Origin of the sequence: Nostoc sp. FACHB-892 (assembly GCF_014698795.1) — a bacterium.
Lineage (GTDB): Bacteria > Cyanobacteriota > Cyanobacteriia > Cyanobacteriales > Nostocaceae > Nostoc.
This window is the reverse complement of record NZ_JACJTR010000057.1, coordinates 18,835-31,454: the sequence shown is the minus strand read 5'-3', so window position 1 is coordinate 31,454 and position 12,620 is coordinate 18,835. Positions and strand designations below refer to the sequence as shown.

Below are 12,620 nucleotides of genomic sequence, written 5' to 3'. Positions count from 1 at the left end.
TTGTATGTGTCAGAAAATCAGTTATGTTCATTGGTTTGAGGAGATGATGTCATGTTGACTATTTTAGGCTTCTTAGAATTAGTGTAACTAGATATGTAAAGTTTTGTATTAGGATTCAACATTTCTGGGTTTAGACAATGGCTAAGTCAGTTAAATTGCCTTTGTAGCCACTAATCTCAATCACGGCATCACTGAGGGCAGAAAATCCATTAATATTGTCATTAAGTGCCAAAAAAGTCCGCCCATTATTGCCTGTACCAAGGGTAAAAGTTGCCGCACCTTTAGCCACAAAAGCAGTTGCAGTTAATATCTGTTGTACATCGAAAAGATTCAGATTTACAACATTGCCAAGTTGAACAAAATTATCGGCTGAAACTGCATTCAGACCATCAATTTTGTCTTCAGAGATGTTTACATCAGTAATTTTATCAAAACTAGACAGCAGCGAATCACTCAGGCTGTTAAATACAAAGTTATCAGTGCCACTATTGCCTGTAAGAATATCACCACCAGCGCCGCCGTTGAGGATGTCATTACCGTTCTCACCAACTAGTAAGTCATTTCCTGCTAATCCAAATAGTTTATTGTTGCCGTTTTTCCCGAAAATTTGATCATTGCCAGTTCCGCCAGTAAGTGTATCTTCATTGCTACCGTATAGGGTTTTATTCGGTACATTTGCATCGTTGGTGGTTGTACTGAGCAGTTGACCATTGGCATCATATAAATAACTGGCAACTGTATCAATAATACCATCGCTGTTATTGTCAATATCTGCTGTAGTCAGTTTGCTATTAACATCATAGTTGTAACTGGTAATTTCGTCACCGACGCCATCATTATTTTTGTCAACTACCTGTGCTGCTAGTCTGTTGTTAGCATCGTAGCTGTAAGCAGTCACCTCATCAGTGATGCTATCTCGATTATTGTCAATCTCCTGTGATTTCAGCTTGCCACTAAAATCATAGATGTAACTACCAACCGCATCAATTACATCATCATTGTTAAAGTCATAGCTGGCGGTAGCGCGTCCATAGTTATAAATTGTGGTGTAATTAGCGATGCCATCGCCATTGTTATCATAGCTTTCGGATGTCTGGTTGCCATTAGCATCATAAGTATAGGTTCTAGCAACATCAGCTATGCCATCGCCGTTGTTATCATAGCTTTTGGATGTCTTGTTGCCATTGGCATCATAAGTATAGGTGTCGATAGAATCAGCTATGCCATCGCCGTTGTTATCATAGCTTTCGGATGTCTGGTTACCATTGGCATCATAAGTATAGGTTCTGGCAACATCAGCGATGCCATCGCCGTTGTTGTCATAGCTTTCGGATGTCTTGTTGCCATTGGCATCATAAGTATAGGTTTTGATAGAATTAGCAATACCGTCGCCGTTGTAGTCAACACTCTCGGATGTCTGGTTGCTATTAGCATCATAAGTATAGGTGTCGATAGAATCAGCTATGCCGTCAAGGTTGTAGTCATAGCTATCGGATGTTTGGTTACCATTGGCATCATAAGTATAGGTTCTAGCATAATCAGCTATGCCATCAACGTTAGTATCATAGCTAGCAGATGTCTGGTTGCCATTGGCATCATAAGTATAGATAGTTACATTATCAGGTTCGTAGAGGTTGTCTTCGCTTTCGGATATTACTTTGCCATTAGTATCATAAGTATAGGTAACCACTCGCTCAAATATACCGCCGCTGTCGCTGCTACCGCTCGAGGTAGAAGATATCAGGTTGCCGTTGCCATTATAAGCAAACCTTCTGAATACATCAGATTGGTAGTCACCGTTGGCGTCATAGCTTTCGGATATCTTGTTGCTATTGGCATCATAAGTAGCGGTATAACTTCTTCTATCAATTATGCCGTCGTCATCGTCGTCAACACCCTTGGATATCAGGTTGCCGTTGCCATCATAGGTATAGATTTCGCCAACAGAATCAGCTATGCCGTCAAGGTTGTTGTCATAGCTTTCGGAGGTCTGCTTATAGCTGTAGGTAATAACTGAGTCCATTGTCCCATCACTGTTGTTGTCTATATTTTCAGATATAAGTTGACCAACAGCATCGTAAGTATAAGTTGTGATTGAGGTCATAAAGTTATATTCCTGAATAAATAACTTGACATGGCATCCACCATGTTCCTGATTTGATTTTGTCAGTTTTCACTCGTTGTAATGCTGAACAATTGGCTTGGGAGCAATATCTTGAAAGCATCTGAGAAGTAATTGGGTAATTGAGGCAGTTCATGCAATCATATCTTATGTCTACAAAACCATTTTCTACAGCGATCGCATCGAACCCTTCTTACTCCGAACATTTTAAAAATATATTGCGGACTTGTTTCTCTGTATCAATAGCTAAAATCTTTGTCATTGTTTTTCCTAGTATTTAATTCCTGTTAGTTGGAAAAATGAGCAAAGCAGTTAGTGGAGTATTAGACAAGTATTGAAGTACTTCTATTTATCTATCAGCTTTTTAAGGTGGGCTTTTCTGCAAAATTTGGATTTTGTTACAAAAGTTTAGATTCGGGAAATATAAAGTTTTGTAACAACAAAAACTCTTTTGCATAAAATTTGGCCTCTGTTGCCAGAAATAAATATAGAGGAAAAGCAAACTTTTGGAGTGCTAAATGAATCAAATTTCATTTGACGAAATAGATGTTTTGCTTCTGCATTCTTAACCCACTAACAATGCCCATTCTTTGAAAAGCAGACTCCAACAAAATTACGGCAGATTGTGTTCCTCAACTCAAATGAACCGCTCCTAAGGCTTCTGGAAAACCTTTCGGTCTACTGACGAGTGATTCTTAGATGCGTACAGCGTTTGTTTAGATCCCAAGACATGTTGTGCTTCTGGCTTCCTGCTTTCTTTGCAAGCCGCGATGGATGAGACAATACTACTACTAACAAGAATAAATAGCTCTGATCAACAGGACAAAGATGTTTGAAAGTTAGCATTTGAGTAAAAAATTCTCAAGCGTTGTATGAAAACAAATGAACTAGAAGCAGATTCACTCAAGCGAGTCTTTGGATTACCAACTCTAGTGATTTACGGAGTGGGTGACATTTTGGGTGCGGGAATTTATGCGGTAATCGGAAAAATTGCCGGACTTTCTGGCACTTTGGTTTGGGCTTCGTTCTTGAGTGCTATGATTGTGGCGGCATTCACGGCTTTAAGCTACGCCGAATTGGGCAGCCGATTTCCACAAAGCGGTGGAGTAGCCTACTTTGTCCATAAGGCATTTCGCACCGACTGGCTCTCAATATTGGTCGGTTGGTTAATGTTTTGTACATGCTTAGTTTCGATGGCGACGCTTTCGAAAGCATTTGCCGGCTATTTCAACGCTTTTGTACCAGCAATTCCAGCTTGGCTAATTATTCTGGTGCTTTTTTCAGTACTGGCTTTTGTCAATTTCAGAGGCATGAAGGAGTCCTCGGCTCTCAATATTTTTTGCACATCTATCGAGGTTTCCGGCCTTTTGATTGTGATTTTGGTTTCAACCTTATTTTTGAGCGGTGGCGGTGCAGCTAATCCTGCTGCTGTCGCTAACGAGCCAGCCGTAGGTTGGAACGCAGTTGTTCAGGGAGCGGCACTGGCTTTCTATGCCTTTATTGGATTTGAAGATATTGTCAATGTTGCGGAGGAAGTTAAAAATCCCGAACGGAACGTGCCAAGGGCAATTTTACTGTCCTTGGCGATCGCAGGCGCAGTTTATATACTCGTCTCCTGGCTTGCTGTTGAGGTACTCAATCCCTCCGAGCTTGCTGCTTCAGGTGCTCCATTACTCGATGTAGTTCGTCGAGCGCAGCCCAATTTTCCCCAGGTCATTTTTACGATTATTGCTTTAGGGACTTCCAAATAAAAAAATATACCATCCCTGCGGGACGCTACGCGAACGTTATAGAGGCAGGGAGCAGGGAGCAGGGAGCAGGGAGCAGGGAAAGTCGTAGTAAAATCCAGAAATTTGGATAACTTATTTTTTGGAGTTCCCTTATTTGCCGTACTCAATACGGCGCTGCTAAATTTTGTCACGGCATCACGGCTGTTGTATGGGATGTCGCGTGAAGGACTGCTAAGTGCTTGGTTAGGGAAATTACATCAACGCAGAGCTACACCTTATCGAACGCTGCTGGTCATTCTACCAATTGCCATTTTTTTGGCGCTTTCTGGAACACTGCAACTTTTAGCAGGAACCACTGCCACCTTGATTCTGGCAATGTTTTGCCTTGTCAATCTTTCGTTGCTACTCATCAAACGCCGAGAAGTTGAAACTAACGGGTTTCAGGTTTCCTATATAGTTCCGGCGATCGCGTTACTGCTCAATCTCGTTTTGTTTGCTTTTGCTTCTGGGGCAAGTCACATTTTAGCACTTGTGTTTGTAGGAATTGGAATGCTTCTAATTCTGATCCAAAAGGCTTTTAGAAGAGGGTGATGTTGGGTAGGGTCTGCTTTCCTTCGATGGTCAGACGATGTTTGTCAACATACAGATTTTGATAGGTGCTGTGCGCGATCAATGAAAACTAAAAGCATGGCGTGATGAGTAGCTAACTTCCAGCCAGAGTTTGTGGGCAGTAAGCAAATCCTTTAATGAACTGTTGCCGGAATGCTTCTATCTCCTCAATTTTTGGCTGACCATGAGAAACTACAGCAACCTGATAGCGACGCATGACTTCAACCGGGGACTTTCCACCAGCCAAACTCCAAAGTGCCAATTGTAACTGCTTTGGTGGTGAGTACAAGATTCCTAATTCACTTAAGATTGACCTGAAGTTACTATCTTCTTGCGGCGAGGGTTGATGCTTTAGCCTGACTCTCATCACCCAGCGGTCAATAGTATTAATTACAGTGACGTAACTGACTTTAAGTTGAGGTCTATCATGTAGGTATTCAATCAACTGTAGTATCAGGCTGGCATTCTCCAGATAGTAAAGATATTCCATCTTCTAAAAGTGAATTGGGCTGAGTTTAGTTTGAAGATAGAGAAACAATGTGAGGAACTTGTGAGCAAGAGATTAATCAGTTTTTTGATACAAGTGTGAGCGCGGCCATTCTCAAGGAGATAACTGGAAAAATCAGTGCCAGATTGGGCTATAGATTGGGAACCTCAAGAAAAGGGTGTTTTTTTAATGGCTTTGCTCCAAATAATTCTTAATGAAAACAAATAGAAATACAAGGTACCGGGCGTGGATATATTTATGTACTCCTTAAAATTTGATTTACTTATCCTAAATGGCTGAGATAAATTTACCTGTTTTTATTTTTAGAAAGATAACATGAAAAACATAAGCCGCCTTATTAAAACTATCTCAATTTTTTTAATAATAATCTTAATTGCTTTTTGTATCACCGAACCTGTTTATGCTCGTGGAGGTTGCTTTGCACAAGGAACTCCGGTTTTGACATCTCAGGGACATAAACCTATCGAAAAATTGAATAAAGCTGACAGTATTATTACTTATAACTTCACAACTCACCAACTTGAAATGGGAAAAATAGAAGAAATTAAAATCTTAACATCACATGAATATTTATTAATTAATAACAAAATTGAAGTAACAGAAACTCATCCTTTATATATAAAGACTGACACAGGAGTTAAGTTAAAGCAAGCACAAAAACTTGAAATTGGCGACCAGCTTATTGGGGAAGGGGATTCCAGGGTTTTCATTTTCAATATTGATCATATTAAGGAAAATATCACAGTTTATAATCTTATATCTGTGAATCCCAATCATAATTTTTATGCTAATGGCATTTTAGTACATAACAAAGGTGGTGGTGGAGGCACTGGAAGCGCTGGAGGTGGCTATTATCGAGGAGGTAATGGAAATAGCTCATTCACTCCAATCAACTCAAAGACACTTCCTAAGTATATACTGATACTAGTGGTCTTATTTGCTGTATTGCTACCCGTTATTTTTTATCGTGAAATTTATAATTTCACCCATTTATTCAACAAAGAATTTACAAATGACTCTGGCTTAATCGAATTTGCAACAAACATTAATCCAAAATTTACTAATCGTTATTCTCTAAAATATTCCAAAAATAAGGAACAGTGGAACAAAACTACAATCCAACTTGAAATAAATGAACAAGAGTATCAACAAATAATTAGTAAAGATCAATTAATTGAAAAAATCACTTCTTTATTTATCCAGTACCAAATGGACTGGACTATGAAAAACTTCGAGCAGATGCTTGATTATATTTCTAACCCATTTTATTACTTGCAGTACTATGTATTTCAACGAGATTTTAATGCTTCCTTTGATATTGTTTATCAACCTGAACTTATTGAAGCTGCACCCATTAGTTACAAAAAGGAAGATAATCAGCACATTTTTCGGGTTCAAGTTAACGGTAAAATGACCAATTTCGTCATTTCTTCTGAAGGGTATGTGCTTAGTGGTGAGCCTTTTCCTCGTTTGTTTTCTGAGTATTGGGATATCAGTGTAAACTCATCAGGAAAATGGTACTTAGTAAATATAACTTCCTCGTAAGAGTGACGGGCGCATTTGCTACTTCTCCCACTTCACCAACACCCCATCAACAATCGCAATCCCCCACTGCGGAAACTTCGCCAGTAGTTTTTTGATCACAATCTGCAAAGCCGGATTATTATTCCAACACTCTTGCAAAAAGTCAAACCCCGGATTCTGCCCCGAATTCCCCGCAACTATCAGTTTTTGCATACGCTCCGGTCGCAGATTTGACCGCGCAATAATCGCCCATGTGACCATTTTTCAGAATTTGGCACAGGCGGCGCGGAACAAGTGCTTTCAGAGCAGTATCTTACTTGTCTCATCAGTGCTTGACGGAACAATAGTCAAAGCAGACTCATCTGCTCAACAATACGTGTTTCTGCACGGGATGGCTTTAACTCTTCTGTTGCTAGCTGCCCCACTGGAGCTAAAACCTCTGGCTGACTATCCCTAACCAAAACCCACGAAGGCATCTTGATATCTTGCTGATTATTTTTAACTCTTGTTTTTGCAGCCATAGCCACTGACGGAATTAGACGCTCACGGTAAAACTTCTCTTGCAACCCGGATAATACAGCAAGCACACCCAACTCTGACCACACACCTAAGTCTTCTCCATTGAGGTTAACTTGGTAGTATCCGCACTCTAAGCGATCACACTTTACGGGATACCCCAACTTATGAGATTTCTCGATCAGACTCAATACTTGGGGTGGATATGTTGTAGGGAGTATGATTTTTTGTCCACAATTTGTGGACATTTTTTCCTTAGTAACAGTTCCTAACCCAACTTCCCCGCCCCAAAGTTTAGGCAGATACCGTTGGATAACTTCACGTCCAACTTGATGCCGATGGCAGAAATCGCCAGTTTTTTCGTAGCAGCACAATGTCATGTCATGTGAGTTTTGCTGCTGTTTTGCAACCCAAATATCAATCAGTTGCTGCCTACAAAGCAAAATTTCGTAGAATTGGCGGGTGTATTCTTGTTCAGCATTAGTATCTGAGGCTGAAGACTTCCACCATTTCAGTAGCTCTGGCGTTGGAGCAAATAAAGGTAAATGCCTGCCTTGAAAGCCTTTTGGAGGATATAGAGAGATGGAGACGGCTTCACCTCTAATTTCTCCTGCATAGTAAGAGGTAAAAATAGTCACTCCTTTTTCTCCTCAATAACTACCTCTTGACATATAAGCTGGTGGGAACTATGTTCACCCAGAATATCTTGACAATTCCAAATTTGGAAGTGTTTGTTCTGCTTGTAGTATTTCATAAGACACTCTAGTATTGAGTTTGCTGCTTAAAAGTCAACCCATTTGATATCAACCACTTGTCCTGACACAATCACGAGTTCGCATTGATTAGCAGGATCGCAGGCCCAATCAATTGCGGTTTGCCTCAATACGTCACTGCCGCAATTAAGATATTTCCTCATATCTTGTAGTACAGCTTCTTCATCTAAAACTGGAGGCTGAACTATAACGGCGATCGCAGTCAACTTTTTAGAAGAGGCAAGAGGCAGAGAGCTATTTGCGGGAGTTGTATGGGAGGCAATATCTCTCCACCCTTTTATCTTTTCCTCTGCTCCCCGCACAGGAGCTTTTTCACTCAACTGCTCTACTTTCTCAATTTCCAAAGCCTTGATAGCTGTCTTTGCCGTTTCTAGAACGGATGCAACAGGTGATTTTTTGCGACTTGGCAGAACATGAGGTGTGAAGTTCGCCCAAAATTCCCTGTCTGACTGTTTTGGTGTATTCAAATAAGCCCCAGGATTAATACAACCAAATTCATCTTTGGGTGGCTCTTGAGAAATTAGAGTAGGCAAGGCATAGTCTGCTACTTGCTCTACGCTACTTGCTCTACCATTTTGGTTAACGTGGGTGTTTGCGTTACACGTACGAATTGAGGTAATGGTATTGCTGCTCTAGCTTGAAGCGCTATCTGTTCCTCATCTTGGGTGGTGTCTAGCCCGTTCTCCTTGCGGGTTTGGATGTTGACAACGCGATGGATGAAAGTCGATTGATACCATTCCCACTCAATCGCTAAGTTAGTCGGCTCATTGCGGAAGTGTTTCAGTACCTTGGCTTTGTTTGCGTGTAAGTCCCCGCCATACTCCTTCATCCACCGAGTAGCGAGGGCAGTTTGAAATTCTGCATCAAGCTTGCCCTCTTCATTACGCCAGGGGCCATCTGGTAGCCAATCCCAAATCACCTCATTGGATTTTTTGCGTTGATTTTTCAAAAATGGATCGGGCAGTGGCGGCGGAACATTTGCCTTCATGAGAGACTGACTTGTTGGTTGCGTAGTCTCAGATTTTTTTGGCAACAAAGTGGAGAAACTTGAATTGGGTTCTTCTCTAACTTGAAATCCAAATTCTCTTTTTTCTTTTCTTTCTTGTGAGTCGATGTCAGTTTGAGAGGGATTAAAGGAGAGATCCCTTAAAGGGAGATCCTTAATTGGTAATTCCTTAATGGTAATTCCTTCGTCTACCATTTCAGGTAGGGGTACTCCTACCATTTCAGGTACCACTACCCCTGCCTGATTTGGTACCACCCCCCTACCTGATTTGGTATCACTACCCCCACCTAATTTGGTACTACCTGATTTACCATCAGTGATTTGTTGTCTGATTTTTTCTAGATGTTTTGATGCCATCCATTGCGAATGATGTGTGATTTCATAAATTGTGGTTTTCCCTTTTCGTTCTTGGGCTATTTTGATAAACCTAGCCGTAATCAAGATTTGTAGGGTTTTTCTGACAGTCTTTTCATTCATTAAACAGATTGCTGCCATGTTAGGAATTGATTCAAAACATCCGTCTTTCCCTGCTCGTCTAACTATGTGTCCATACAAACGATATTCTTGGGGATTAAGCCCATAGTCGTCTAGAAACGATGGAACGACTATTGCAAAATCACTGCGATTGCATACAACAGAATTACTCATTTTCCCCTCTATGCTTTGTTCTCATACTTCTTCGGACTTTGAGCATGAAAATATTGACGGTGCAGACTTAATACTCCACCGAGTTAAAACCCTGAATTATTTGTGAATATGCTTCCTTAAAAACTACTTCGCACCTTGTTTAGTGCCGAGCGATCACTTTATCTTTTGAATTGCTAGAAAAGACTTGATCTAAAAGGCTTTCAGGGTATAAACCTACATAGCCGAACCTTGGGTCATGTATCTGTTCTACTTCTACCCCCTGCTTGCGGCATAACGCGCTAGCTTTCTTTCCCTTGCTGCCGGCTTGTGAGAGTGATATCTCAAGTCCTCGAAGTTTAGCAAAACCCATAACGCTGTATTTGTGACCACATGGGCTATTGAATCGATCTTGCTCAACTTCAACCGCTTTTAGTCTTGCCAGTACTTCGTTTTGACGGCGTTCTTGTTCCAATAGCCTTTGCTCTTGTTCTGCCATCTGTTGGGCCATTGCAGCAAGGATTTGAATCTGGGTCATGGTTCCTGGGGGAACCGAGTATCCACCTGTTTTACGAATAGAGGGCAGGACTTCATGAAACACCCAGTACTGGAAACGTTTGGCAACTGGTTTACGGGATTTAAATACAAGACGATAAAGCCCTGGTTCATTGACAGTTAGCATTTCTTGCTCACCACCAAGGGTACGAACATTCTTCGTACCCTTTTCGGATGGCTCTAAAGTCTCTAGTGCTTTACTTGTATCCCTTACTTGCAAACAAGCACACACATCAGCAGCTATCCATTCTGGCTTTTCTGCTGTACCAACAAATCTAACTTCTTGAGACTCAAAGCTAAAAACTGATAGGTTAGACATAGCTATTCCTTTCTTCAGGGTTTAGTTGGGGCGATCGCTAACTTTGGACGGTGGGCGATCGCTTTTAGTTAGGAGGTTTCGCCAAATGCACTTTTAACCTCTTCAATCGCAAGTGATTCTATATTGGGTTGACACTCAATTCCCAGTACCTTAGCTATTCTGCCGAGAGTTTCCACCTTAATAGATTTATTCTTGTTGCTGGTTATTTGCCAGACAGCCGTACCTGTAACACCAGCAGCTTCACCAAGTTTTTGAAAAGATAGACCCTTCTGCTTCATTGCCTCAGCTAAATCATTCTCTAACCCTGGAACATCAATCGTAATCGTTACTTTCACTTCCATCTCCTAATTCACCTCCTTTGATTGAAGCATTAACTATTAGTTGTTGGTTGACAACTGACAGCTAATGGTTTATGGAATTTCAGAGATTAATAATGATGCCAAGGCAAGAACTGCTACTGAATTCACCTCCTTTAGCTAAAGCATCAAAATATTAGCTATCTGCTATAAATCATAAGCTGATGGTTTATAAAAATCAAGCGCAAAAATGATGTTCTTAACAGTTGACAACCATTAGCTGATGGTTTATATTATAGGTGTAAGGGCAAGGAAATGCAACCGCCTGCACCCAAACGCAAAAAGGGTTTGCAAATTACCAAACTTAACTAATTTCAATCAACCACAAAACCAAGTGCCACCGGGACTAGTAGCCGGAAGCCAAACTTGTAATGCTCAAGCCAGCGAAGATGATCTCGATGACCTACCAAGTCTTAAAAAACTGGTTATTTAGTGCCATTCGTCTAGAAATCAAAGATTTTACAGCAAAGCTGAATTTAGTAGAGTGTCCTCTTCCGAACACAGCACTTCCTTACACATCCCCTGATGCTGTCCGTCTGCTGTCTTGATAATGCTCTTAGCAACTAGCTGTAGATGGCTACGCCAAATCAAGAAAGAGAGCGTTGTGCTAAACCACAACGTTGTTTGCACATATAACAAAGGCGACCGCCCACCCTGGAAAGTTTGCGATCGCCTTTTCCCCGATTAAGGAGATTTACATTATGAACTATGCAACACATACACAGCAAGAAATTCCTAGTTCTTTTCGTGATGAGCAAGCCCTCGCCCAAGCAGAACTCGACACCCACCTCGAATCCCAAGCCGAAGCTGTAGCCCCAACCCAAGATCCTCTCACCAGCAGAGACCGCCACATCATTGGCGAGATTATCGAAGTCCAACCCGAATCAGTTCGCACGATCTGGATTGAAGGCGGAATCACGGTATGGGTGCAGTTCGTGGAAGGCGGAAGGCTGCCATTTGATAGGGACTGGTTCGCTACAAGAGTTGCAGAAGTCAAAGCCACATTACCCGAAACACCACGGGAACGCAACGAACGCCTAAGCGATGAACTAGAAAAAGCCTGCACTGTTTTTGGTCTATATCACGGCGAAATTGATTGGCTATCTTTCAGCACCAAACTCTACCAAGACGGGCGCTTTGTCGGCTTCGTCGGGTGCAATCAACAAGCGTGGTACGCAAGACCAAGACAGTACGGACTCAATCGTGTGGCTCCTAGTGCAGAACAAGTGATTGCGTCGTTGGGAGTCCGAGCGGTAGTAGCGGCTTAGTTGCTGAAGTCAGAAAAGGCGATTGCACACCAAAAGAATTGCAATCGCCAACGAGTTTAATCTCGAATAAATATAATCATGACATAAAGTACAGCAAGTAACACTGCACTTCAAGTGGTGACTGTCAAGAGAAAATTCTCCTATCTGCTACAGATGCGAATGCAGAGGTTTAAGAAATCTATAGCCCTAAAAGTGAAAAAGGCGATTGCAGCCATAGAGTTATGCAATCGCCGCTCAACCGAAATTTAGACAATTGAAATCATCATGGCACAGGAAATATGATTACCACATTTTCTCTTCAAGAAGCCCAGTTGGATGATCCAAGAGAGAGAATTCTGTTACCTCCAACAGACCCTAACGCAGAGGTCATGGAAATCCTGGGATACAATCTGGTTTACGTTAACGGAGCTTGCCCCAGAAATTATCGAGTGTACAAGGCTGATTCAATGATTGGGGTGATATTTCAGCATATTACCCACTGGTCTAACGGAGTGGATTCTCTTCGATACGCCGAGCCGATTGATGCAGCAGTTGGATTGGATAAATTTCTGAACGTGGCAAGGATATCAACAATGGCTACGGAACAACCACCCACGGAAGAGGAATTACTCGATAAAGAATTTGATGCGCTGACAAGTGACGAATGGGAACGGTTAAAGAAACACGTTCCACAAGCGAAAGATTTAGTTGCAGTGTAAGGAAAGGGGTGG

15 protein-coding genes are annotated in these 12,620 nt (G+C 41.5%); 7 read left to right on the top strand and 8 right to left on the bottom strand.

The features are described 5' to 3' along the window. Positions 1-130: 130 nt before the first annotated feature. Positions 131-2,104, bottom strand: coding sequence for a calcium-binding protein (locus tag H6G96_RS35500; protein WP_190918530.1), 1,974 nt, complete (start codon positions 2,102-2,104; stop codon positions 131-133). A 167-nt stretch (positions 2,105-2,271) separates the two neighbouring features. Here H6G96_RS35500 and H6G96_RS42635 point away from each other — a divergent pair, with 167 nt between their 5' ends. The 3 genes from H6G96_RS42635 (at position 2,272) to H6G96_RS41900 (ending at position 4,443) form a co-directional block, all read left to right on the top strand. Then, positions 2,272-2,403 (top strand): hypothetical protein, encoded by a 132-nt coding sequence (locus tag H6G96_RS42635; RefSeq protein ID WP_277933044.1) that lies wholly within the window; start codon positions 2,272-2,274, stop codon positions 2,401-2,403. A 591-nt stretch (positions 2,404-2,994) separates the two neighbouring features. Continuing rightward, positions 2,995-3,873, top strand: coding sequence for an APC family permease (locus H6G96_RS41905; RefSeq protein ID WP_242063547.1), 879 nt, complete (start codon positions 2,995-2,997; stop codon positions 3,871-3,873). Positions 3,874-3,975: 102 nt separating this feature from the next. Beyond that, on the top strand, positions 3,976-4,443 hold the full coding sequence (locus H6G96_RS41900) for an amino acid permease (RefSeq protein ID WP_242063546.1): 468 nt from the start codon (positions 3,976-3,978) through the stop codon (positions 4,441-4,443). A 112-nt stretch (positions 4,444-4,555) separates the two neighbouring features. On the opposite strand, the gene H6G96_RS35490 is transcribed toward H6G96_RS41900, so the two are convergent. After that, complete coding sequence (locus H6G96_RS35490; protein WP_190918527.1) at positions 4,556-4,951, bottom strand: hypothetical protein; 396 nt, start codon at positions 4,949-4,951, stop codon at positions 4,556-4,558. Positions 4,952-5,284: 333 nt separating this feature from the next. Between H6G96_RS35490 and H6G96_RS35485 the strand changes: the two genes are divergently transcribed. Continuing rightward, complete coding sequence (locus H6G96_RS35485; protein WP_190918525.1) at positions 5,285-6,514, top strand: Hint domain-containing protein; 1,230 nt, start codon at positions 5,285-5,287, stop codon at positions 6,512-6,514. A gap of 18 nt (positions 6,515-6,532) precedes the next feature. Here the strand turns inward: H6G96_RS35485 and H6G96_RS35480 are convergent, their stop codons facing one another. The 6 genes from H6G96_RS35480 to H6G96_RS35455 form a co-directional block, all read right to left on the bottom strand. Further along, positions 6,533-6,754 (bottom strand): hypothetical protein, encoded by a 222-nt coding sequence (locus H6G96_RS35480; RefSeq protein ID WP_242063545.1) that lies wholly within the window; start codon positions 6,752-6,754, stop codon positions 6,533-6,535. An 86-nt stretch (positions 6,755-6,840) separates the two neighbouring features. Beyond that, the gene (locus H6G96_RS41895; RefSeq protein ID WP_242063544.1) at positions 6,841-7,647 is read right to left on the bottom strand and encodes a DUF488 domain-containing protein; all 807 of its coding nucleotides are present in this window, start codon (positions 7,645-7,647) and stop codon (positions 6,841-6,843) included. Between the two features lie 143 nt (positions 7,648-7,790). Next, complete coding sequence (locus H6G96_RS35470) at positions 7,791-8,315, bottom strand: hypothetical protein (protein WP_190918523.1); 525 nt, start codon at positions 8,313-8,315, stop codon at positions 7,791-7,793. A 20-nt stretch (positions 8,316-8,335) separates the two neighbouring features. Next, complete coding sequence (locus tag H6G96_RS35465) at positions 8,336-9,436, bottom strand: helix-turn-helix domain-containing protein (protein WP_190918521.1); 1,101 nt, start codon at positions 9,434-9,436, stop codon at positions 8,336-8,338. Between the two features lie 139 nt (positions 9,437-9,575). Further along, entirely contained in the window at positions 9,576-10,286 is a 711-nt protein-coding gene (locus tag H6G96_RS40840) for a BRO family protein (protein WP_199339837.1), read from the bottom strand. A 68-nt stretch (positions 10,287-10,354) separates the two neighbouring features. Continuing rightward, a complete protein-coding gene (locus H6G96_RS35455) occupies positions 10,355-10,621 on the bottom strand; it encodes a helix-turn-helix transcriptional regulator (protein ID WP_190918519.1) in 267 nt (88 codons plus the stop codon). 419 nt (positions 10,622-11,040) lie between these two features. On the opposite strand from H6G96_RS35455, the gene H6G96_RS35450 reads away from it, so the two are divergent. The 3 genes from H6G96_RS35450 (at position 11,041) to H6G96_RS35440 (ending at position 12,608) form a co-directional block, all read left to right on the top strand. Then, positions 11,041-11,190 carry a hypothetical protein gene (locus tag H6G96_RS35450; protein WP_190918517.1) on the top strand — a complete coding sequence of 50 codons (150 nt, stop codon included), beginning with the start codon at positions 11,041-11,043 and terminating at the stop codon, positions 11,188-11,190. A gap of 153 nt (positions 11,191-11,343) precedes the next feature. Beyond that, a complete protein-coding gene (locus H6G96_RS35445) occupies positions 11,344-11,910 on the top strand; it encodes a hypothetical protein (RefSeq protein ID WP_190918515.1) in 567 nt (188 codons plus the stop codon). Positions 11,911-12,188: 278 nt separating this feature from the next. Continuing rightward, positions 12,189-12,608: a hypothetical protein gene (locus tag H6G96_RS35440; protein ID WP_242063543.1), complete on the top strand. Its 420-nt coding sequence runs from the start codon at positions 12,189-12,191 to the stop codon at positions 12,606-12,608. Positions 12,609-12,620: the final 12 nt, after the last annotated feature.

Excerpts from the sequence above, each read along its gene's own strand:
- H6G96_RS35500 (WP_190918530.1), bottom strand. The coding sequence starts at position 2,104 with ATGACCTCAATCACAACTTATACTTACGATGCTGTTGGTCAACTTATA.
- H6G96_RS42635 (WP_277933044.1), top strand. The coding sequence starts at position 2,272 with ATGTCTACAAAACCATTTTCTACAGCGATCGCATCGAACCCTTCTTAC.
- H6G96_RS41905 (WP_242063547.1), top strand. The coding sequence starts at position 2,995 with ATGAAAACAAATGAACTAGAAGCAGATTCACTCAAGCGAGTCTTTGGA.
- H6G96_RS35490 (WP_190918527.1), bottom strand. The coding sequence starts at position 4,951 with ATGGAATATCTTTACTATCTGGAGAATGCCAGCCTGATACTACAGTTG.
- H6G96_RS35485 (WP_190918525.1), top strand. The coding sequence starts at position 5,285 with ATGAAAAACATAAGCCGCCTTATTAAAACTATCTCAATTTTTTTAATA.
- H6G96_RS35480 (WP_242063545.1), bottom strand. The coding sequence starts at position 6,754 with ATGGTCACATGGGCGATTATTGCGCGGTCAAATCTGCGACCGGAGCGT.
- H6G96_RS35465 (WP_190918521.1), bottom strand. The coding sequence starts at position 9,436 with ATGAGTAATTCTGTTGTATGCAATCGCAGTGATTTTGCAATAGTCGTT.
- H6G96_RS40840 (WP_199339837.1), bottom strand. The coding sequence starts at position 10,286 with ATGTCTAACCTATCAGTTTTTAGCTTTGAGTCTCAAGAAGTTAGATTT.
- H6G96_RS35450 (WP_190918517.1), top strand. The coding sequence starts at position 11,041 with ATGACCTACCAAGTCTTAAAAAACTGGTTATTTAGTGCCATTCGTCTA.
- H6G96_RS35445 (WP_190918515.1), top strand. The coding sequence starts at position 11,344 with ATGAACTATGCAACACATACACAGCAAGAAATTCCTAGTTCTTTTCGT.
- H6G96_RS35440 (WP_242063543.1), top strand. The coding sequence starts at position 12,189 with ATGATTACCACATTTTCTCTTCAAGAAGCCCAGTTGGATGATCCAAGA.